The organism is Caulifigura coniformis (assembly GCF_007745175.1).
Lineage (GTDB): Bacteria > Planctomycetota > Planctomycetia > Planctomycetales > Planctomycetaceae > Caulifigura > Caulifigura coniformis.
On the sequence record NZ_CP036271.1, the window covers coordinates 1,636,975 to 1,657,535 of the forward strand.

Consider the following 20,561-nt stretch of genomic DNA (forward strand, 5'->3'; position numbering starts at 1 on the left):
CTCAAGGTGGTGCCGCCTGCCCGGGGGTGGCACTGGCTCCGCCAGTGCAATCGAAGCGAACCCCTTAACCCGGCTGCGGAGTCTCACGACACAGAATCGCCGGCTGCGGCACCGGATCGTTCTTCACGGCAATCGGAAGCGTCGGCCAGCTGTCCGTCTGCGTCAGCATCTCGACGCGCCCCTCACGAACCAGCACCGTATCTCCCACGGCCGAAGAGCGCACCGAAGGATGCCAGAAAATCGCCGAACCTGCCGGCAACTGGCGCTCGCTCCGCGGAACAATCAGGTGCTCCACCGGCGCATACCCGATCACTTCCCCCTGCTCGGCCGCGCGCCACTCTTCCGCTTCGCCGAACTTCTCATAGATCCGCGCAATCCGTGTCCACACATCGCCCAGCGACCAGTGGGCCCGGCTGAAATAGATACCCGTCGCCTGCACCAGGCTGGCATGCTGATGCCAGTCCAGCAGCTCCTGCGGAGGACTGTTGAAACAGACGGTCCGCGCGACGCCCACATGCAGACCGTGACGCCGCCCCACGGCGCTCAGCGTCACGAAACGTTCAATTCGGTCGTGCCCGTACGCCCAGTGCCGATAGCGCCGGCCCTGCCCGTCCGCCATCACCTGGATTGTCGCCGGAGTAATCTCCCGCTTCATCATCCGATGCGCCAGCTGGCCCGCCACCTCCGCCTCTGTCTCGCCCAGCGAGCAGTTCCTCGCGGCCGCTTCCACGCAGTGCGCCAGGTCGTGGCCCAGCGAGCGCAATCGGGCGTGATCGTTGCTCGCCAGGGAAATCCGAAAGTCCGCCAGATCCGCATTCGTGCTTTGACCGGGCGACGTGTCGTCCGCAAACGACCTCCCGCGGCACAGATCCTGGCACAGAACCGAAACATCCTCGGTCCACGGACGCTCTTTCAGCTGGAAGCCGAGGCCCCCCAGTTCATGATCGAAGATCTGCCCCGAGTCGGCCGAGTTGCACAGCACCAGCCGCGCTTCCGGTGTCACGAACAGCGCCGCCGTCGTCCGCGAGCTTCCCCGGCGCGTGTTGTCTCCTCCGAACGTCAGCCACGCAAAGTTTTCCGGCCGTAGAAGAAGCAACCCCTGAAGATTGCGAAGCGCCAGATACTCGACCAACAATTCGTGACGACGCTCGACCTCGCGAACGCGATCAGGATCGATGGCCTGCAGCTCGGCGGCCGAGATCGGTTCGAGGACGGAGGGACGCGTCGGCGACATCGCAAACGGGGAAAGGTCGGAGGCCTGAGGGCCAATGTCGTTCCGTTGCCACCTTCTGGAGCGAACATCCTGTCAACGCCGACTCGATCATACCAGACCGACGCAGGCCGCGACGCCTCTTCCTGAGAGAAATCTCCAATGGCCAGGCACGAATCCGACCGCGAAGACCTCTTTGCCGAATTGGCCGCGCTCTCCCCTCGCGTCGAGTTCCAACCCGGTCAGTCTCAACGATCCGTCTGTGCCGGACGCAGGGAATCGACCGGCGGCTGGTCCCTGTTCTTCGGCCCCGACGAGGTCTACCACTTTGACCGCGACGGCCGCCTCCGACGCGCCTACGTCGACGGTTTTCTCTATCGCAGCGAGGGCCGGACCCTCTCACGGCTCCGCCGTCAGCGTTCCCAGACCGAAACCACGCTCCTGCGGCACGACCTGACCGTCGAAGAACTCCCGCAGTTCCTCACTCGAATGCACACCATGCTGAACGCCCTTTCCGGGGAGATTCGAGGTTCCCAACTGAGAATCCAGCGTGTCTCCCCCCCCGATGGCAATGTCGTGCAGCAGCTGGAACAGGCCCTCGGCCTCGCCCTCGCCGCCGATCCGCCTCTCGCCCCTGCACTCCGAGGCCCATGACCCGCGAGGCCCATGACCCGCGGGGAGCGCCGGCCGGAACTCGCCACGCCTTCCCGCCCCGCTATCATCGTCCTGCCATGTGTGCCAAGCGAATCTTCCTCCCCGACCCCCGCGACATCCTCGCCGACGACCTGCTCATGCAGCAGATCGAGACCGGCAGCCGCGTGCTCGACCTCGGCTGTGGCGATGGCCGACTCCTGGCCCGCCTCCGTGATGAACGCGGATGCTCCGTCATGGGCGTTGAGAGGGATGAAGATTTCCTCGTCGCCGCCATCGAGAAGGGGCTCCCGATCATTCGGGCCGACCTCAACGTCGAACTCAGCGACATCCCGGACCGCGCCTTCGACTTCGCCGTCCTCAGCCAGACCCTGCAGCAGGTCAGTCGTCCCAAGCAGCTCCTCAATGAAATCTTCCGGATCGCCCGGAGAGCCCTCGTCGTCGTCCCCAACTTCGGCCACTGGAAAGTCCGCCTCCAGGTCGCCTGGGCCGGCCGAGCACCGGTCACCGACTCCCTTCCCTACGAATGGTTCGAATCGCCGAACGTCCACTTCCTGACGCTGCGCGATTTCCGTGAGCTGGCGGGCCGCGGCAACTTCCGCATCGTGAAAGAGCTGCCGATCATCGGCGGTCGTGCCGTCGACCGCGCCTGGGGAGCCAACCTCCGCGCGCACAGCGCCCTCTACGTCCTCGAACGATCCGATCGTCCCGACGAGAAAGCCGCCATCACCTCGGCCCCCGTTTTCGAGGCAGGAACGGCGGCTCCCACCGCGTCGAACTAGATCCGGTCCTTGCCAAAAGGAGCGGTCGAAAGCTCACGCTGCTGCGGAGCCAGGCGGACACATTTGCCGTCCACTTCGAGCGAACGCCCCTCGTCGTCTCCGGCCTTCGCCTGCGCCGTCAGTTGGAACCGCTTGAGCATTTCGACGCGGATGATCGCGCTGTCGAACTCCGTTTTCCGGCTGTTCGTTTCCATGGCTCTCTCCTTCTTGAAGCCAGATCGCGGATCAATCACCACCAAAGAGGGTTTTCACTCGCCCAATGGCACTTGTCTCGAGCAGGCATGCTGCGCAGAATACGCCAGCTCTCGCGATCGGGCTGCACTCCGGTCTAACGTCAATACTACTTCCCGACGTTTCGGCCTGTCACGCAAAATCCGCCGAAGTCCGTCTCGCACGAATAGCCGCTTCCCGATAGAACCCCCTCCGCGTTGCGGACGAGGGACTCGGAAACCGCAGCGAGACGTTTCGGCCGACGCAGGATCGCGTCGGACATCCTTCCGCAAGGAAAGGTGCCCTGCAGCATGGATGCTTGGACTGCCTGTCGCTCTCTGGCGATCTGCGTTCTCTTCGTTTCTTCCGCCGGATCGGCCTTCGCCGCCGCTGAAGGTTTCCGCACCGCCAACTTCGTGGTGAACGCCCCCACGCAGGAAATCGCCCAGAAAGTTGGCAACTGCGCCGAATACTGGCGCGAGGAACTCGCCGTCGAATGGCTCGGAAAAAAACTCCCCAACTGGTACAAGCCCTGCGAAGTCACCGTCCAGGTCGGACAGATTGGAGCCGGCGGAGCCACCACCTTCAGCTTTGAAGGGGGCGAAGTCTTCGGGTGGCGCATGCGCGTCCAGGGAACGCTCGAACGCATTCTCGATTCGGTTGTCCCCCACGAAGTCAGCCACACCATCTTCGCCTGCCATTTCCGTCGCCCCCTCCCGCGCTGGGCCGACGAAGGAGCCGCCACGCTCGTCGAACATATCTCCGAGCGCAAGCGCCAGATGGACATCCTCCAGCAGGTCACCCGCACCCGAGATCGCATCCCCCTCGCGCAGCTCCTGCAGATCGATGAATACCCCAAGGACATGCAGAAAGTCCTCGCTCTCTACGCCGAAGGCTACTCGCTCGCCGACTTCCTCGTGAAATGGCACGGCGACAGGGGGAAGCAGGTCTACCTCGAGTTCCTCAAGGATGCCCTCGCCACCAACTGGGAATCCGCCTTCCGCAAGCACTACGGCTTCCAGTCGCTGGCCGAACTCGATCAGCACTGGGATCGCTGGGTCATCGCCGGAAGCCCGGAGATCCGTCGCGACGACGCCGCCCTCGCCCTCGCGAATCAGCCGGCCGCCCGGCCGTCCCCCAGCGGCGTCATCGCCGTCGCCGCTGCCGAGGAAACGCCTCGCGCCCGCCCCGGAAAAGAAATCATGGTCCGCGGCCAGAGCGAACAACCCGCGCCCGCGCCGGTCGACACCCCCCGCCCGATCGCCACGCCCCGCATGGCCCGACCGCTCCGCACCGCCTCGGCCTCGCAGAACGGCGTGACCACCGCCGCCGCCCGCCCGGCCAACGCCCCCCCCTCCGACCGCTTCGCCGAGGGATCGCTCGCCGCCCCCCGCTTCGCCCAGCCACCCGCCAGGGAGGAACGCCTGATTCCTCTCGACCTGGAAGCCCCCGACCCGATCACCCGCTGAACCACGGAAACAAAGAAAGCCCGGCGACTCAAAACGCCGGGCTTTTTTCATGGGGGCACTGCCGCCGATTCCCCGAAGCTACGACCGGACCAGTTCGTCGATTTCCTTCTGGTATTCGGCCACCAGCCTGAGCGTCACCGGCCCGGCCTTCCCCGTTCCGACGCCATGACCATCGACTTTCGTCACCGGCAGCACCTCCGAAGTCGTCCCCGTCAGGAACAACTCGTCGATCTGCCCCAGTTCCGATTTCAGCAGGCTCCGCTCGATCACCTCGATGTTTGCCCGGTTCGCCAGCTTCAGCACCAGCGCCCGCGTGATCCCCGGAAGAATGTTCGGGCCCAGCGGCATCGTCCACACCCTGCCATCCTTCACTCCAAAGGCGCTCGTGTGCGAACCCTCCACGATGCTCCCGTCCTCCGCGATGAGCAGTGCCTCCTGGCATCCCGCCTGCGCCGCAGCCTCCGCCGCCATGCAGTTCCCCAGGAGATTGATCGACTTGATGTCGCAACGCTTCCAGCGAAGATCGGGAACCGTCACCACCGCCGCGCCGCTCTCCCGGAATTCCGCAAACGGCGTCTCGGTGAACTCCTTCACCCACACCAGTTCGTTCGGCTTCGTCCCCTTCGGCGGATACTTGTGCACCCGCGGGTACACGCCGCGCGTCACCTGCTGGTAGATCAGCCCTTCCTTGATTCCGCTCTTCGCGAGCAGGTTCAGCGTCCGCTTTTCGAAGGCGTCGACATCCGCATCGATGCTGACTTCCTTCAGGCTCCGCTTCAGCCGGTCCATGTGCTCGCGCAGCAGAAACGGCTTTCCGCCATATACCCGCAGGGCCTCGTAAATGCCGTCACCGAAGAGGAAACCCCGATCGAGGACGGAAACCTTCACATCCTCGAGAGGCATCACCTCTCCATTCCAGTCGGCCAACGTCACAGACATCGAATCAAACTCCGAAAGCAGGCGTTCTTGAGCGTTTGGGGGGAGAATTCCCCATCATAGTCGAGCGACCGGGCCGGAGCGTCAATTCGTCCGCCCCCTCTCCGGACAGCGAAAACGCGCAGAAACCCCGCACGGTGGACAGGCAGACCGCCGCGGGAACAATCCTGCCAGACCCGGGCGGACACACCGGGAATGGAGATCGAATGCAGACTGACGACACCGCCCCCGCCCGCAGGTCGCTCTCCTTCGCATCCCCGCAGGAAGTCATCGACGACTGCCAGAACCTCTCCTCCGCCCCCTGCCGCATGCTCGGCCAGTGGACGCTCAGCCAGAACATCCGCCACCTCGCCCAGGGCGTCGACTGCTTCTACGACGGCTTCGGCTTCCAGCTGAACTGGTGGAGGCGGCGGATTCTCGGCCCCCTGCTCAAGCACCACGTCCTCCGCAGGGGCATGCCGCAGGGAGTTCGACTCCCCGTCGATGCCGGAACGTTGCTCCCGCCAGCCCCGGATGACGACCTCCCCGCCGCGCTGGAGCACCTGAAATCCGCAATTCGAAGGCTCGAACAGGAAGCCCCCCGCCATCCGCACCCCTTCTTCGGCCCCCTGACCCACGAGCAGGCCCGACAGTTCATGCTGCGACATGCCGAACTGCATCTTTCCTTCGCGATTCCCGCCCCGGAGCCCGCCCCGCGTTGACGGACCACCGGAACCGACAACAATTGGCCGCGACCCCGTTGCCGCGCGGCGTCGATTCACGTCCGGACGGCTCGTATGCTTGTGATATGCCAGCTCTCTCCAATCTCGACGCCGCCATCTCCGCCCTCAAGGCCGGAAAGATGGTCATCGTCACCGACGAACAGGACCGCGAAAACGAAGGCGACCTGATCTGCGCCGCCGAGTTGATCACCCCCGAGATGGTCAACTTCATGCTCCGGCAGGGTGCCGGAGTTCTCTGCGCCCCCCTCACCGAGGACGTCGCCCGACGCCTGTCGCTCTCCCCCATCGTCGATCGCGACGCCAATACCTCGCTCCACCAGACCCCCTTCCTCATCCCCGTCGACCACCGCGACAGTGGAACCGGCGTCAGCTCCGCCGCCCGCGCATTGACGCTCAACGCCCTCGCGAATCCCAAAGCCGTCTCAAGTGATTTCGTCCGCCCCGGACACATCTCTCCCCTCCTGGCCAAGGAAGGAGGTGTCCTCCGCCGGGCCGGCCACACCGAGGCCACCGTCGATCTCATGAAGCTCGCCGGCCTCCATCCCGTTGGTTGCCTCATCGAAATCTGCAGCCAGCGCGGCACCGGCATGGCCGATCTGGACGAACTCACCGAGTTCAGCCGCGAACACGACATCCCGATGATCACCATCGCGGACATCATCCAGCATCGCCGCGTCCGTGAACGCCTGATCCGCCGCGAGGTCGAGGTCACGATCCCTACCTCCGAGTTCGGAGCGCCGAAGTTCATCGCCTACAAGGTCGACCATGAAGACCAGGAGCCGCTGGCCCTCGTCTGGGGCGACCTGTCCACCGTCGAAGCCCCGCTCGTCCGGATGCACTCCTCCTGCTTCACCGGCGACATCCTCGGCTCGCTCCGCTGCGACTGCGGCGACCAGTTCCAGATGGCGATGAAGATGATCGTCGCCGAAGGAGCCGGCGCCGTCGTTTACCTCCCGCAGGAAGGACGCGGCATCGGCCTCGTCGCCAAGCTCAAGGCCTACCAGCTGCAGGACGAAGGGCTCGATACCGTCGAGGCCAACCACCGCCTCGGCTACAAGGCCGACCTCCGCGACTACATGGTCGGCCTCCAGATCCTCAAGGACCTCGGCCTCACGAAGATCCGCATCCTCACGAACAACCCCAAGAAGACGGAAGCCTTCGAGCACTGGGTCGACCTCAAGATTGTCGACCAGGTCCCCATCGTCGCCCCGCCGCATCCCCATCGCGCGGGATACATGAACACCAAACGCGACAAAATGGGCCACAAGCTCCCGAAGTGAGAACGTGTCTTCAACGTGGGAGGGTGAGACTCTGTCACCGGACACGAAGATTCGTCAGGCAAAGGCGACACGGAGTTCGCTCTCTACCTCCCCATGAACTGAGCCCCGACAGGGGCGGCACTGACTGGCCACGGGCGCCAGCCCGTGGAACACCGCAGTCAGTTGAGGAAGCCCCGCAAGGGGCGACACATCGCCTCTTCGCGCGAGCCCCATGACGACGCAGGGTGCCAATGGCAGCGATCCCATGGGTGGCACTGGTCTGCTTGCAGCCAGTGCCAAGCGTTGCCGAGAATCACTTCAGGCACGTCGCGCCGACAGGATGGCCGGGGTTGGAGCCGCTTTCGGCGAAACCCCGGACAGGTGGCACGTCCTGACTGACGTCAGGAAGGAAGGGCGTGGCAGGCGTTGCCGAGCCCACCCACGCTCGCAAACGACCACCAGATCCTGCTTGCCAACCAAACAGACCTCCTGAAACGCTGAAGTCGTCCTGCCGCGCGACCACGCCCTTGGCAGGGCGTGCCACACAACCGCTTTCGACAACACCCCGGTCGCGCGCCAAACCGATCGCCTCGTGTCGGAGAACTGTGACTCAGTGAGAGGAGTCGCCGAACGCCGGCTCCGCCGGCCGCAACCAGGCGCCACCGGCATGTCGCACCTCTCACCCACTCTGCACCACGGCCGCACCCTGATCTCTCTCGGCCACGCCCCTGCGCCGCCACCTCCACACCTCCCACAACCCGATCAACACCGCGGGCGGCAAGATGCCATAACGCACAAGCCACCCATAATCCGTCCGCGGCGGCAGGTCCACGCGGGTGACCTTCGGCCCCCCATGAAACAGAAATGCCTTGTCGCCCGGTTCAACAACGACATCCGGGCCAAGCTGCGGTGTCTCCGCCACGATCTGGCCTGTCGGAATCTCCGTGATCCGGGTGAAAGAGGACGTTGACACGAGCGGAAGCAGCTTCACGTAAACACTCGGAGCCCGCATCAGCAGGGACTGCAGGACTGAACGGGGAATCCACCCTGACGCCCGCCCCGGCCTGCGAATCGAGGTCGAACGCCACCGCCCGTCTTCGGAGATCGCTTTCGTCCCCTGATACTCGTTGACGAGCAGCAGGGCGTCACGCGGCAGCCCGTGAATCGGCTCCGCATCGCGCGCTCTCCACCGGGCGATCCGAAACAGATCACTTCCGGCGTCATACAGCACGCACAGCTCGGTCGAGTCGTCGCTGAAGAAAAAGTATCGGCTCTGCTCGGCCGAGATCCGGCTCACCGACGCATGTTCGAGCCCCCACAGCCTCTGGCCGGTCACCGTGTCGTACAGTCCGGGAGGATCCTCCGCGTCTCTTGGAACGGCCCACCACGCCAAACGTCCGTCCGGCGATCGCTCCCCTTCATGCGGTTTCGGAAACGCCTTCCCCGTTCCGCGAACAACCTCTCCGCTCCCGGCATTGGCCAGAGCCTCCGGCGCCCCATCCTCGCTCATCTGCAGATGAACCCAATCGTCGCCAGCCCAGATCGCTGTGCTGACGCCCGGCTTCGACCACACTGCGGTTCCGTCGCGGCAGTCGTACACGCTGGCCGCCCCACCGGTCACAACCAGCAGTCGGGAGCCCTCGGGAGAAATGGTCACCTGGGCCTTCTCGGACTCGATAGGCGCTTCGACGAGCGGCTTCATTCGTCCGAAGGACCTCAGTCGGGCGAATCCGGAAATGCGCGAGACCACGAGCCCCAGGTCCATCCGGACTTTCTGAATCGCCTCGTCTTCGGCCAGGAGAGTCGACAGCGTCTCCCCGGTCGGGCTGTGCAGGGTCAACGGCCCATGGACGGGCACTGCCTTGGCGATGCTCGAACGTCCCCGGCTGCGCTGGGCCACCGGCGGCCCGACAGCGACAGCGATGTTTCCATCCCCATCGAATCCCATCACCTGCAATCGGTTCGACCGCGACTCGGCAACCACGGTCACGAGCGGTGGGCGGCCACTCCACACCCACCCCGTTGCGAGAAGCCACAGCAGCGCCGCCCCTACGACCAGGCCCCGGATCAGGACGGCCAATCGCCCCCGCGTCCCCGATTTCGTTGTGCGTGTTGCCACGATTGCCCTGATCAGAACTGCCCGGATTTCGCCGCGCGGAGTCTACTCCGATGTTCGCTCGACGCCGAGCCCGACTGGCGTGACGACACGCCTGCGGGACCGCCATAATTCGTCACGTTGCACACTTTCCCGGAGTTCGCTGACTTATGATCCGTACCGCCCTGATCGCACTCATCGTCGGCCTGTTGCTGGCGAAGCCCACCCATGCCGCACCGCCGAACTTCGTTCTGTGCATGGCCGATGATCAGGGCTGGGGCGATATGGCCTACAACGGCCACCCCGCCCTGAAGACCCCCGTCTTCGACGAACTCGCGAAGTCCGCCTGGCGATTCGACCGCTTCTACGCGGCCGCGCCGGTCTGCAGCCCCACACGGGCCAGCGTCATGACCGGACGGACTCCCAATCGCATGGGAGCCTTCTCCTGGGGCTGGACGCTCCGGCCGCAGGAGATCACTGTCGCCGAGGCCCTGAAATCCGCCGGGTACGCAACCGGCCATTTCGGAAAATGGCATCTCGGATCCCTGCGGGCCGACAGCCCGGTCTCGCCCGGCCAGAGTGGATTCGACACCTGGCTCAGCAGCCCGAACTTCTTCGAGATCGACCCCTGGATGTGTGACAACGGCAAAGCCGTTCAGATGAAGGGCGAAGGTTCCGAGGTCATCGTTGCCCGCGCCCTCCGCTTCATCGAACAGCAGCAACAGGCCGGCAAACCGTTCCTGGCCGTCATCTGGTTCGGCTCGCCGCACAACCCCCACGTCGGAATCGAACAGGACCTCGCCCTCTACCAGGACCAGCCGAAGAAGCAGCGCCACTTCCTGGCCGAAATCACCGCGATGGACCGGGCAATGGGCCAGCTGCGCGACGGACTTCGCCAACACAAGGCGGCCGAGAACACGCTGCTCTGGTATTGCAGCGACAACGGTGCCATCCCCGAAGGCTCGACCGGCGGACTGCGGGGCAAGAAAGGAAATCTCTACGAGGGAGGGCTCCGGGTCCCCGCGCTGATGGAATGGCCCGCCCGACTCAAGGACCATCGTCGGATCGACGTCCCCTGCTGCACCGTCGACATCTACCCGACTCTCATCGAACTCGCCGGCACAAAAGTCGAGAAGCAGCCGGTTCTCGATGGCATCAGCCTCGTTCCGCTTCTTGATGGCCAGCTGTCCAAACGCAACAAGCCGATCGGTTTCTGGGACTACGCCACCCGCGGTCTCCCCGCAAAAAGCGCCGACCTCCTCCAGGAACTGGCAGCCGAGCAGGCCGCCGGTCAGCAGCGCCCCGCGGCCGAAGCCGAACCGATTCATCCTGACCAGTTGCGCACCGACTACCCCGACGACACCTTCCCGCGTCATTCCGCCTGGCTGGATGGCGACTGGAAGTTGCACCGCATCGAGCCCCCGAACGGCAAGCTCAAATGGGAGCTCTACAACCTCAAGGAGGATGAGAAGGAAACCACTGACCTGCTCGCGAAAGAGCCGGACCGGGCCGCAAAGATGCAGACCGACCTCCAGACCTGGCTCAAGTCGGTCGTCGCCAGCCTGAATGGAGCGGACAACTGACGAACGGCCGTGCCACGGCGATCCCTGAAGACTCCTTCATCAACTGCAGCGGGAGGGCGGCCATTGGTTGCCCTGCCGTCACTCTCCCAGCATGATCTTCAGCCGATGTAGATGAGCCCCATCGCCCACGGCACGAGGCAGTATTGACCACCCAGTCGAGCGCGTCCGCCAGGCCCGCGTCCACGGCCGTCATGGCCGGTATCTTCGGCCTGAGCGGAAGCGCGGCCCTGATCTATCAGGTGGCCTGGCAACGCATCCTCGCGCTGCACAGCGGCGTCGGAATCTATTCCGTTGCGATGATCGTCGCGGCCTTCATGGCCGGACTCGGAATCGGCAGTTACTGGGGCGGACTCAAGGCGTCCCGATTCGGTGCATCACGCTCCTTGCTGTGGTTCGCCGGGATCGAACTCGCCGTCGGAGCCTTCGCGACCATCAGCACGCCGTTCTACTACGACCTCCTCGGCTCCCATGCCGGCGCGCTCTATTCCTCGCTGGGCCGCGCCGGCGTCGTCCACTTCGTCGCCCTCCTCCTGCCCACCTGTCTGATGGGCATGTCGCTCCCCTTCCTGGTCCAGGCCGCCGTCCACGACGTCCGTTTCGCCTGTCAGACGATCGGAGTCCTCTACGGCATCAACATCCTCGGCGCGGCCCTCGGAGCCCTGCTCGCCCCCTGGGTCCTCATCCGCTCGTTTGGAATCGACGGCGCCATCTGGTTCGGAGCCGCCACCAATATCGCTGCCGGACTCCTCTCGCTCCTCCTGTGGGCCACGCGCGGCGCCCAGCCCGACCAACCGGCCCCCGAAACACCGCCCCAGCCGGCCAAACGTCAGCCAGGCCACCCCGCCTCACGCCCCTTCGCCTCCTGGCTCCTCCTCTACACCCTCAGCGGCTTCTTCGCGCTCGCCCTCGAGATCCTCTGGTTTCGCATCATCGATGTCGGCGTCAGGTCCACCGCATTCACCTTCGGATCGGTCCTCGCCATCTACCTCCTCGGGCTCGGCCTGGGTTGCGTCTTTGGCGGCCGCTTCGCAGTCCGCGTCCGATCGCCCCTCCGCGCCTTCCTCGCCTGCCAGACGCTGCTGCTCATCTACAGCGGCGCGGTCATCCTCCTGATCGTCCACCTGCCCACCTCCACCCCCGGCTACGCCACCCTCGTCGACTACTGGAAAGGGGCCGACATCTTCGCCCTCGGAAGCGACTGGAACTGGTCTCAGTTCATACTCCTCTACCTCGCCTTTCCCGTCGCGCTCTACGGCCCACCGACCGTGCTGATGGGCCTGTCGTTCGCCGTCCTCCAGAAGGCCGTCCACGACGACCGACAGACCACCGGTCGGAAAGTCGGCTTCCTGCAGACCGGCAACATCCTCGGGAACGTCGCCGGCAGCCTGGCGATCGGCCTCGTGCTCATGGGCTCTCTCGGAACCCCCGATTCCCTCAGGCTGCTTCTCGGAGCCGGGCTCATCTTCCCGTTCCTCAGCCTGCTCTGGGCCGGTCGCGACGGAGTCACCCTTCTGTCAGGAGCGATGCTCGCAGGTCTCGTCTTCATCTGGCCGTCGTCCAATCAGTTCTGGTCGCGTCTTCACGGCTCCGATCCCGAGCAGGCGGCATTCGCCGAAGACGCCTCGGGTCTCATGGCCATCACCCCGGCGCTCGACGAAGGCGGAGCGTTGCGGGTCTCGATGAACGGCAAATGGCAAAGCTGGCTCCCCTTCGGCGGAATCCACAGCGAACTGGGAGCCGTCGCCTCCATCCTCCATCCCGAACCCAAAGACATCTGCATCATCGGGCTCGGTTCGGGCGACACCGCCTGGGCCGCCGCCTGCCGCCCCCAGACCGAACGCGTCGTCGTCTACGAAATCTGCGCCGCCGAGCAGAAGCTCCTCGCCCAGATCGCCCCCGTCGTGCCCGATCTCGCCTCCTTCCTCAAGGATCGCCGGATCCACATCCTCGCCGAAGACGGCCGCCAGTCACTGGCGCAGAATCCCGCGCTCTATGACGTCATCGAAGCCGACGCCCTCAGGCCCACCAGCGCCTACGCCGGAAACATCTATTCCATCGAGTTCTTCAAACTCTGTGCCTCGCGGCTCAAGCCCGGAGGATTGATGTGCCAGTGGGGCTCCACCCCCCGCGTCTACCGCACCTTCCGGGAAGCATTCCCACACGTCGTCGAACTCCCCGGCCGGAAGATCCTCATCGGCAGCAACGACCCCATCCCGCTCGACCGCGACCGCTGGGCCGCTTCCCTCAACCCGCAGGTCCGCGCCTACCTCGGCCCCGCGATCGTCCCCGGCATGGAAGACTGTCTCTCGATGACCCGCCCCATGGCCCCCGACACCGCCGCCGACCGGAACATCCTCACCGACCTCTTCCCCCGAGACGAATTCGTCACCCCTGGCCCCTGAGACCACATTCCAGTCACTTGGATCGAGAAATGCGATGGGAGGGCGAGCCGCAGGTGAGCGGCAAGGCGCTAGCCGCCGGTCCGATAAACCATCGGTTTTCCAATGCTTCACACGAAGTTCCTTGGAAGCCGCGAATGTTGCCAGCGACACACCTGGATGAGATGCGCACTGAGTCCCCAGCGCACTCCACGCCCAGGCTTCCCCAAGAAACAAAAGCCCGCGAACACCATTCACAGGCTTCGTTGAATCGCCGTCACCGTTTCAGCTCGACCGCCTCTGCCTGACCCCGCCGCCGTCGCAGCGCTAACCCACCGAGGCAGAGGGACGGCCCGACACCCCAGGCCAGCCAGGAAAGACTGGCATTCACCGGCAGGTCATACCGCACGATGTCCTGCTGATTGTCGAGGATGAGTGAGCGGCTGTCGGGAGTGATCTTCATCGAGTTCGCCGCATTGGCCGGAATCACCGCCGCGATCCGGTCGCGGTGATTGTCGATGATCTCAATGCGGTTTCTCGGGGCCAGCACATTCATGAGCCGCGGCAGACTGTTGCCGAGCCACTGTTTCACGGGCGCGGGGATCCATTTCGGAAACGGGTCGCTCCGGACCAGCCACCGCGCGCTCCAGCGGGTGTCCGGCGAGATCGCCGTCTTCCATTCCAGCCGTTCTGGCTTGAGCGGCAGCGGTGTGAGCAGAGTCCCGTCGCTTGTCCGCCAGCGGATGACACCGACAGCGTATTCGCCGGACTGGTACGGCGCCCGGATCTCCTGCGAGTCGTCTGTAAACGAAAACGCGGGATGGAACAGGCCCGATTTTCCCAATTCCGGAGGCGTCCTGAGTGTCCCGACATGTCGAAAAGAACCGTGATGGTAAACGTGGAACCCGTCATCCTCCGTGCGGGTGAAATAGCCGATGCCATATTCACCAGACTCCGACTTCAGGCCGCTCCCGCAGTCGTAGTCCGGCCGATTCTTGTCAGGAACGACCAGGCCTCGATCGATGTCGATGCGGACGGCTTCCAGTTTGACGAGCCCGTTCGGCGTGCTCCGCGGCGGATTAACCGGACGCCTGGCGTACAGCGTGTGGTCATCACCGAACATCGGGTCATCGACATTCGGGAACACGCGTTCCTCCTGGTCGAAGGGCGCATCCCACACATGCAGGCCGTCGGCGGCATCCACGACGAAACGCTGGCCTGAGGGAGACAGGCCGCCGCCGCGAAAGCGGATGGACGGGCGATGGGGATGCTCGACCAGCGTTTTCCCCGATTCAAGCGAGACAAGCCGGGTGGTGGAACCGCTTTTCGCCACGGCGAGCCGGCCCGTCCAGTGGACATTGACCAGAATATCCGCCTCTGACAGCGATTCTCGCACCACCCGGCCCGTCTCGGGCTCGTGGATGCTCACCGGTCCGCGCGTCTCATAGCTGCCGCGGCGGAGATGGACGTGCCGGCTGACAACCAGGTTGCCTTCGGCGGTGATGGCTTCCAGTCGCAGGAAGATCTGGTTGTGAGGGGCGTGGACCAGAACATGCGCACGCGGCGGAATGAGAGCGCTCACCCATCCGCTGAGGATGAGCCAGGCGATCGCCGCGTACAGGAAGTACCGCCGCATCGCAGTCCCTCTCGTCACTCACGCGCCGGCCAGCGCCATTCGCCACCATGTGACGAACCTGCTCCTGACCAGAAGACTCGATCACTTTGCGTTTGTCGAGGGAAAAACGGCAGCGCTTCGCCGCCTCTACTTCCACTTCACCAGCGTATTCAGCGAATACGGCACCCCCTCATGCTCGAGCTGTACTTCGCCATACACGGCCACATGCTCGCCCGGATTCGGCTTCACTTCGCCGAGGAACTTTCCGTCCTTCGACTTCAGGTCCTGCGACTGCCATTTCGACTCACGGAAATCGTGCGTCTTCGACGTGCAGTACCACAGCTTCGCCCCTTCGGCCGGCGCCGTGCATTCCACCGTCAGCCCGATCTTCTCCTCAGCCGTCGGGAACTCCCACTTCAGCCCCGGAAGCGACTTCCCATCCACAGCATGCCGGTAGAACACCCCCAGCGTCCGCAGCGCATGATTCCGGCCGTCCCCCCCGTCGTCCAGGTTATGCCCGGCATTCGCCACGCGGTGGACATACGTCGGCCCCTTCAGATCGTCCCAGTAAAGACTCATCGCGTCGACGGCCCAGTAACGATCGTTGGCGCCGACGATCATCATCTTCGGAATTGAGATCCCATCCCGGTACGTGAAGGGGTCCATCATCTGCCACAGGTCGTGCTCGCGACCTTCGGCCGGGATGCCGTCCTCGCGAACGAGTCCCTTGCTTGTGTAGTCGCCGATCTGCTCGCTGTAAAAACCCCAGGTCTCTTTCTGGTGCTTCATCTGCTTCGGGAAGTTCAGGATGTCGATCACCATCGGGGCCGCCGCGACAATCCGCTTGTCCGCAGCCGACGTCAGCCAGCTCGTCCAGCCACGCTTCGAAGCCCCCGTCACGACGAACGACTTCACCTCGGCATCGAGCTTCTCCTTCGAGAACTGCTGCAGCGCATCCATCGCCTTCACCGCGCTCTTCACCATCGGGAACAGCAACGGCCAGTTCGTATCGCCCGTCTTCAAATAGCGCAGCCACGTCTCGGTGATCAGGTCGTCTTCCTTGCGGTCTCCCAGCAGCGGCTGATTCGGAACCTGGTGCAGGAACGCCACCCGCGAGCCGCACAGCTTCGCCAGCATCAGCCCCATCCCGTAGTCCTTCACTCCCGGAACGTTTCCCGTGCTCCCGCCGGTCACGAACAGCAGCATGCTGCCCGGCCGAGTGACCTTCTCCGGTTCATAGACCATCAGCGGATGCTGCCAGACGATGTCCTGCCACTTCTGCGACACCAGGTGCAGCCGGTAAACCTTCCCGCCCGCCGTTTCGACGGTGTCCTCAAGCGACCACTTGAAAACCGGCTCCTCCCGCCCGACATAGTCGAACAGGTGCGACGGCACAGCCACCGGCCGTTCACTGCGATCCTCGCCAACGACATGAACCGTCGCCAGGAAAGCCAGGGCCAGCGAACAGAGCCTCAATCGATACGAACTGTTGACCATCATCGAACACAAGACTCCGCTGGAATGGATCTGCATGCACCGGCCGGTCTTCCTCTGAGACCGAATCCGACAGCTGTCATTTTTTCGTCGTCAGTTCAATCGTCCCCAGATCGACGGGCTGATCACCGACGGTCACTTCATGCTCCGAGGAAGCGGCCTTTCGATACCGGCCCTTCAACTTGTCCGGACCGCCATATTGCCCGTTGAGCAGGTTGATCTGCCCCCACATGAACGTCAGCTTGTACTTCCCAGGCGGGGCGCCATCCCCCGCCTCGAAAGTCGAAATTGCGAACTTCCCGTCTTTGTCAGTGAAGGCGCTGGCGCCGGGAATCTCAGCCGCTCTTTCGAACTGTGGTTCGCAGCTCACGCTGAGATACTCGGCAGGCTTTCCATCGACCAGCACGACTCCCGCAACAGGCGTCGTCGGGACTCGTGGGCCGTCTGGAAACTTCTCCGCGCATCCCTGGAAAATGCCGACGCAGAAAACTGCAGTGGCAACCGCCGCTGGACAACGCATCGATCGACTCATGGCGCAGCGTCCCCTCGGACCAAGCAGTGCAGAAAGATTCGTCTGATTCAAGCAGCGCTCGAAATCAGAACTCTCCAACGACCTCGCCGCCGCGTGCCGTAATCAGTGACATCAGGGTCCAGCCACTGATGTTCTGGCTGATGAAACGAACTGAGCCGTCACAGAGGGCGATCTGCGCTCCCCCTTCGTGCCACGAGTACAGGCCAGCCGTCCGCGAATTCGAGCAATTCACCGCGCACGGACCGCCGCTCGGGCTGCTGCCCGACGTCCCGTCATAGCGGCGGCCGTCGATCCAGGTGTCGCCTTGGAACGTATCCGCCCAGGCGCCACTTCCCGTCATCGACTGCGCAATCGCTTCGGGATCGCTCATCGGCACCAGGGTCCGGCGACGGTAGAGCTGATTCCGTCCAGCCTGCTCGCCGACGAGAATCGTGTTGCTCGTGCCGTCGGTGATGTCACGGATCGGGCCCCCCTTCCCCCCCTTCGTCGCGGGCGGGGCATCCGGCACGCTCAGACACCACGTTCCCCATCCCTCGCGAGCCCCAGCGAAGTTCTGGCCCACAGATGAAAGCTGGTAGAACGCTTCGCGCACTCCGTCGAGAGTCCCGAAGTCACACGCTCCGCCATCCATCGTCCAGGCCGTCGCCGTCCCCGGATAACCCGATCCCAGGACGGTTCCAGCGGGAACGGTGTATTGCACACGCGGGTTCTGACGTGGAGTCGTCGGGCACACAAACACCGGAAGAATTGTGCGAATCGCCGGTGCGTTCACCGGATCAAAGAGGCTCCTGTTGCTGTCATAGATGTTGTACACCGGGCCCTGGTCAAGATACGGCAGAAGCATCGTCTGCCAGCTCACACCACTCGTCATCTGCAGGCCGGAACCGGCCGTCAGACCCAGGATGGCTGGCTGCGGAAACCGGTTGAACGTGTCGTGGTAATTGTGGAATCCCAGCCCGATCTGCTTCAGCCCGTTCTTGCACTGCGTCCGCCGGGCCGCCTCACGGGCCTGCTGCACCGCTGGCAAGAGCAGGGCAATCAGGATCGCGATGATCGCGATCACCACCAGCAACTCGATCAGCGTAAAGGCCCGGACATTGCGCGAGCGCGCACTCAACTTCCACATCGCAATCTCCTCAGGAACCCAGGAAACGTGAATTAACGATGCAACGAAGCAATCGGCCAAGATGGCCCAGCAATTAATTGAAGTGATCCCGCGATCATGCCGCGGATGGCAGCGTTTGTAAATCCAATTCAGAACGACTTCGCAGCAATTTGATGCGCACCACTGGCAAACTGAACCATTCCTCAGGAACGGCTCGCCCCCGGCACACGCACCAACTCCACACGGAAAGCACGGCCCACTCCGCTCCGGCCGCAAGGGTATACCACGAATTTCGCCCCGAAGTTCTTTTCTTCCCTCGCCGTTTCTGTAAACCCCTCGATTCTTTCGCCGCCCGGCGGCCCTGCTTTCGCGTCCTGAGTTCACCGCCACGTTCTTCAGGCCCGTCGCCACACGATGGAAGCGAGGGCGATTGACTTCCATGATGCTCACTGAGCTGCCCGGCTCTGGAAGTCAAGAGACGACAAGGGGTGGGCGGCCCGGGCAGTTTCCAGACACCCTCGGCCCCACAAGGCTAACCGGGAACTGCCAACAACCCCGCGTCAATGCATCTACCCAGATCGAGACGCACTTACGACCAGAGGTAGTTTCACAACCCAGTTTTCCCAAGTTCCGGATGCGTGAAACCTTGGGATATTCACTCACCCGCGCAACTTGCCGGGCCTTTTGAAACTACTTCTACACGTTGCCACCTCGCGTCCCCCCGAACTCCGCACTGCTATGCCCGAGGCATTCTCATGACTTGCCCCCGGGGACACTACCACCCTCTAAGTTAAAGACTCGCCTGTCAAAGGAACCGCTGCAGAGGCCTGCTGGAGCGCAGCGGAAGCAGGCCTCTGCAGCGGGCGCACCTCCGGGGCCGGGGGACGATACCCCAAGGAGCTGTGCGGCCTGATCGTGTTGTATTCCACACGCCAGCGCTCGATCAGCACCTTCGCCTCCAGCAACGTCTCAAAGACTTCCCGTTCAAGCAGCTCATCTCTGAGCTTGCCGTTGAACGACTCCACGTAGCCGTTCTCCCAAGGACTGCCTGGTTCGATAAACAATGTCTTCACGCGAACTCTCCTGAGCCAATCCTGAACAGCGATGGCCGTGAACTCCGGGCCGTTGTCCGACCGGATGTGCCTCGGAACACCTCTCCGGACGAACAGATCGCTGAGACGCTCCAAGACGTCCTCGCTGGTCAGTCTCCGGGCTACATCGATCGCCAGGCACTCCCGGGTGAACTCGTCAATCACCGTCAGCATCCGGACCGGCCTCCCGTCGTGCGTCCTCGTCTGCACGAAGTCGTAGCTCCAGACGTGATCCCGATGCGCCGGCCGCAGCCGGACACACGATCCATCGTTGAACCACAGTCGCTTTCGTTTTGGCTGCCGTTTGGGGACCTTCAGGCCTTCCTGCCGCCACAGACGCTCGACCCGCTTGTGGTTCACCTTCCATCCATCCCTCCGGAGCAAGGCCGTCACCCGGCGATAGCCGTAACGACCGTACTGAGTGGCCAGGGCCACCATGTCCCGGATCAGGCGGGGTTCTTCGTCAGGAACGTGGGCCTGGCGGCGTTGGGTGGATCGGAACTGGCCCAGTACACGACAGGCCCGACGCTCTGAGATGTTCTCCGGGCCCAGCGAATTGCGGACGTAGGTCACCGCCTGGCGCCGCTTCGCCGGGCTCAGAAGTTTCCCGAGGCAGCCTCCCGCAGGATCGCCTTGTCCAACTCAGCGTCGGCCAGGAGCCGCTTCAGGCGGGCGTTCTCCTTCTCCAGTTCCTTGAGCCGCTTCGCCTGGTCCATCTTCAGACCGCCGTACTCTTTCTTCCAGCGGTAGTACGTCTGCTCGGTGACACCGATCTTCTTGGCCGCCGCTGCCACCGTGGCTCCCTGAGCGATCTCGACCTCGGCTTCTCGGAGCTTCGGGATGATCTGCTCGGCGCCAAACCTTTTCCTCGCCATGACCTTGCCTCCTCCAGGTGAAGGTCCACGTTCGAGGCACAACTTACCCGAACTGTGGACCCGTTGAAGGGGGGCAGGTCAGCGCAGCGCAGAATAACACAGCCCCTAACCTTTTATTCACACAGTAGGCACGCGCCGCTCTATTCTCCCACTCAGCCGCGCCTCGCACTTGACATTACCTAACGCCTCCCTACTCTCATTGTGCGATGCCTCGCCACTGCATCCACGCCACGCATCGAGGGTCTGCTGTTGCCCCTGCTAGGTCTCGCCTATAGAGATCAGCACTGCGACTATTTGTCACTCCACTCGCTCGCTAGCACTCCAGAGAGCCTGCATGGCTTCCTGTCACTCGAATGTCCTCACGCGCTGTCGCGGACCACCGATGTTCGGAACTGCGAATTGCTCACTACCAGTTCCAGTTGCCCGCCGGTCGAGCCAGTGGCTACTTGCGCCGCTGTCGCGTCGACCAAAAGGCCAGACACGCATCTTCCGTACTACAAGACATTTATGTGAGACATGGATATGTCAACTCGTGTAACTCGCCGATTGCCAGC

16 protein-coding genes are annotated in these 20,561 nt (G+C 63.7%); 7 read left to right on the plus strand and 9 right to left on the minus strand.

The window, feature by feature from the left end:
* Positions 1-64: 64 nt before the first annotated feature.
* Positions 65-1,234 (minus strand): M24 family metallopeptidase, encoded by a 1,170-nt coding sequence (locus Pan44_RS06465; RefSeq protein WP_145028415.1) that lies wholly within the window; start codon positions 1,232-1,234, stop codon positions 65-67.
* A gap of 138 nt (positions 1,235-1,372) precedes the next feature.
* Here Pan44_RS06465 and Pan44_RS06470 point away from each other — a divergent pair, with 138 nt between their 5' ends.
* Positions 1,373-1,864 carry a hypothetical protein gene (locus tag Pan44_RS06470; RefSeq protein WP_145028417.1) on the plus strand — a complete coding sequence of 164 codons (492 nt, stop codon included), beginning with the start codon at positions 1,373-1,375 and terminating at the stop codon, positions 1,862-1,864.
* A gap of 77 nt (positions 1,865-1,941) precedes the next feature.
* Positions 1,942-2,643: a methionine biosynthesis protein MetW gene (metW, locus tag Pan44_RS06475; protein WP_145028419.1), complete on the plus strand. Its 702-nt coding sequence runs from the start codon at positions 1,942-1,944 to the stop codon at positions 2,641-2,643.
* Here the strand turns inward: metW and Pan44_RS06480 are convergent.
* A complete protein-coding gene (locus Pan44_RS06480) occupies positions 2,640-2,837 on the minus strand; it encodes a hypothetical protein (protein ID WP_145028421.1) in 198 nt (65 codons plus the stop codon). The two genes, metW and Pan44_RS06480, sit on opposite strands and share 4 nt — an antisense overlap.
* A gap of 327 nt (positions 2,838-3,164) precedes the next feature.
* On the opposite strand from Pan44_RS06480, the gene Pan44_RS06485 reads away from it, so the two are divergent.
* On the plus strand, positions 3,165-4,322 hold the full coding sequence (locus Pan44_RS06485) for a flagellar biosynthesis protein FlhF (protein ID WP_145028424.1): 1,158 nt from the start codon (positions 3,165-3,167) through the stop codon (positions 4,320-4,322).
* 78 nt (positions 4,323-4,400) lie between these two features.
* Here the strand turns inward: Pan44_RS06485 and Pan44_RS06490 are convergent, their stop codons facing one another.
* Positions 4,401-5,261, minus strand: a complete 861-nt coding sequence (locus Pan44_RS06490; protein WP_145028426.1) for an aminotransferase class IV — start codon at positions 5,259-5,261, stop codon at positions 4,401-4,403.
* Positions 5,262-5,464: 203 nt separating this feature from the next.
* Between Pan44_RS06490 and Pan44_RS06495 the strand changes: the two genes are divergently transcribed.
* Together Pan44_RS06495 and ribA are read left to right on the plus strand one after the other, a co-directional pair.
* Positions 5,465-5,959, plus strand: a complete 495-nt coding sequence (locus Pan44_RS06495; RefSeq protein WP_145028428.1) for a DUF1569 domain-containing protein — start codon at positions 5,465-5,467, stop codon at positions 5,957-5,959.
* Between the two features lie 86 nt (positions 5,960-6,045).
* A complete protein-coding gene (gene ribA / locus Pan44_RS06500; protein WP_145028430.1) occupies positions 6,046-7,260 on the plus strand; it encodes a GTP cyclohydrolase II in 1,215 nt (404 codons plus the stop codon).
* Positions 7,261-7,918: 658 nt separating this feature from the next.
* Here ribA and Pan44_RS06505 read toward each other — a convergent pair.
* Complete coding sequence (locus Pan44_RS06505) at positions 7,919-9,358, minus strand: hypothetical protein (protein WP_145028432.1); 1,440 nt, start codon at positions 9,356-9,358, stop codon at positions 7,919-7,921.
* 146 nt (positions 9,359-9,504) lie between these two features.
* Between Pan44_RS06505 and Pan44_RS06510 the strand changes: the two genes are divergently transcribed.
* Both Pan44_RS06510 and Pan44_RS06515 read left to right on the plus strand, forming a co-directional pair.
* Positions 9,505-10,917, plus strand: a complete 1,413-nt coding sequence (locus tag Pan44_RS06510; protein WP_145028434.1) for a sulfatase-like hydrolase/transferase — start codon at positions 9,505-9,507, stop codon at positions 10,915-10,917.
* A 191-nt stretch (positions 10,918-11,108) separates the two neighbouring features.
* Positions 11,109-13,319: a fused MFS/spermidine synthase gene (locus Pan44_RS06515; RefSeq protein WP_145028436.1), complete on the plus strand. Its 2,211-nt coding sequence runs from the start codon at positions 11,109-11,111 to the stop codon at positions 13,317-13,319.
* 253 nt (positions 13,320-13,572) lie between these two features.
* Here the strand turns inward: Pan44_RS06515 and Pan44_RS06520 are convergent, their stop codons facing one another.
* The 5 genes from Pan44_RS06520 to Pan44_RS06540 form a co-directional block, all read right to left on the minus strand.
* Positions 13,573-14,931, minus strand: coding sequence for a hypothetical protein (locus Pan44_RS06520; RefSeq protein WP_145028438.1), 1,359 nt, complete (start codon positions 14,929-14,931; stop codon positions 13,573-13,575).
* A gap of 126 nt (positions 14,932-15,057) precedes the next feature.
* Positions 15,058-16,410, minus strand: a complete 1,353-nt coding sequence (locus Pan44_RS06525) for a PhoPQ-activated pathogenicity-related family protein (protein ID WP_197453903.1) — start codon at positions 16,408-16,410, stop codon at positions 15,058-15,060.
* A 73-nt stretch (positions 16,411-16,483) separates the two neighbouring features.
* Positions 16,484-16,924: a hypothetical protein gene (locus tag Pan44_RS06530; RefSeq protein ID WP_145028443.1), complete on the minus strand. Its 441-nt coding sequence runs from the start codon at positions 16,922-16,924 to the stop codon at positions 16,484-16,486.
* 76 nt (positions 16,925-17,000) lie between these two features.
* Positions 17,001-18,062 carry a DUF1559 domain-containing protein gene (locus Pan44_RS06535; protein WP_145028445.1) on the minus strand — a complete coding sequence of 354 codons (1,062 nt, stop codon included), beginning with the start codon at positions 18,060-18,062 and terminating at the stop codon, positions 17,001-17,003.
* A gap of 764 nt (positions 18,063-18,826) precedes the next feature.
* A protein-coding gene (locus Pan44_RS06540; RefSeq protein ID WP_145028447.1) for an IS3 family transposase occupies positions 18,827-20,007 on the minus strand; the annotation gives its coding sequence in 2 pieces (ribosomal slippage) (positions 18,827-19,743 and positions 19,743-20,007; 1,182 coding nt in all).
* Positions 20,008-20,561 lie beyond the last annotated feature (554 nt).

Excerpts from the sequence above, each read along its gene's own strand:
- ribA (WP_145028430.1), top strand. The coding sequence starts at position 6,046 with ATGCCAGCTCTCTCCAATCTCGACGCCGCCATCTCCGCCCTCAAGGCC.
- Pan44_RS06525 (WP_197453903.1), bottom strand. The coding sequence starts at position 16,410 with ATGATGGTCAACAGTTCGTATCGATTGAGGCTCTGTTCGCTGGCCCTG.
- Pan44_RS06490 (WP_145028426.1), bottom strand. The coding sequence starts at position 5,261 with ATGTCTGTGACGTTGGCCGACTGGAATGGAGAGGTGATGCCTCTCGAG.
- Pan44_RS06515 (WP_145028436.1), top strand. The coding sequence starts at position 11,109 with ATGGCCGGTATCTTCGGCCTGAGCGGAAGCGCGGCCCTGATCTATCAG.
- Pan44_RS06520 (WP_145028438.1), bottom strand. The coding sequence starts at position 14,931 with ATGCGGCGGTACTTCCTGTACGCGGCGATCGCCTGGCTCATCCTCAGC.
- Pan44_RS06535 (WP_145028445.1), bottom strand. The coding sequence starts at position 18,062 with ATGTGGAAGTTGAGTGCGCGCTCGCGCAATGTCCGGGCCTTTACGCTG.
- Pan44_RS06480 (WP_145028421.1), bottom strand. The coding sequence starts at position 2,837 with ATGGAAACGAACAGCCGGAAAACGGAGTTCGACAGCGCGATCATCCGC.
- Pan44_RS06495 (WP_145028428.1), top strand. The coding sequence starts at position 5,465 with ATGCAGACTGACGACACCGCCCCCGCCCGCAGGTCGCTCTCCTTCGCA.
- metW (WP_145028419.1), top strand. The coding sequence starts at position 1,942 with ATGTGTGCCAAGCGAATCTTCCTCCCCGACCCCCGCGACATCCTCGCC.
- Pan44_RS06485 (WP_145028424.1), top strand. The coding sequence starts at position 3,165 with ATGGATGCTTGGACTGCCTGTCGCTCTCTGGCGATCTGCGTTCTCTTC.
- Pan44_RS06465 (WP_145028415.1), bottom strand. The coding sequence starts at position 1,234 with ATGTCGCCGACGCGTCCCTCCGTCCTCGAACCGATCTCGGCCGCCGAG.
- Pan44_RS06530 (WP_145028443.1), bottom strand. The coding sequence starts at position 16,924 with ATGCGTTGTCCAGCGGCGGTTGCCACTGCAGTTTTCTGCGTCGGCATT.
- Pan44_RS06470 (WP_145028417.1), top strand. The coding sequence starts at position 1,373 with ATGGCCAGGCACGAATCCGACCGCGAAGACCTCTTTGCCGAATTGGCC.
- Pan44_RS06510 (WP_145028434.1), top strand. The coding sequence starts at position 9,505 with ATGATCCGTACCGCCCTGATCGCACTCATCGTCGGCCTGTTGCTGGCG.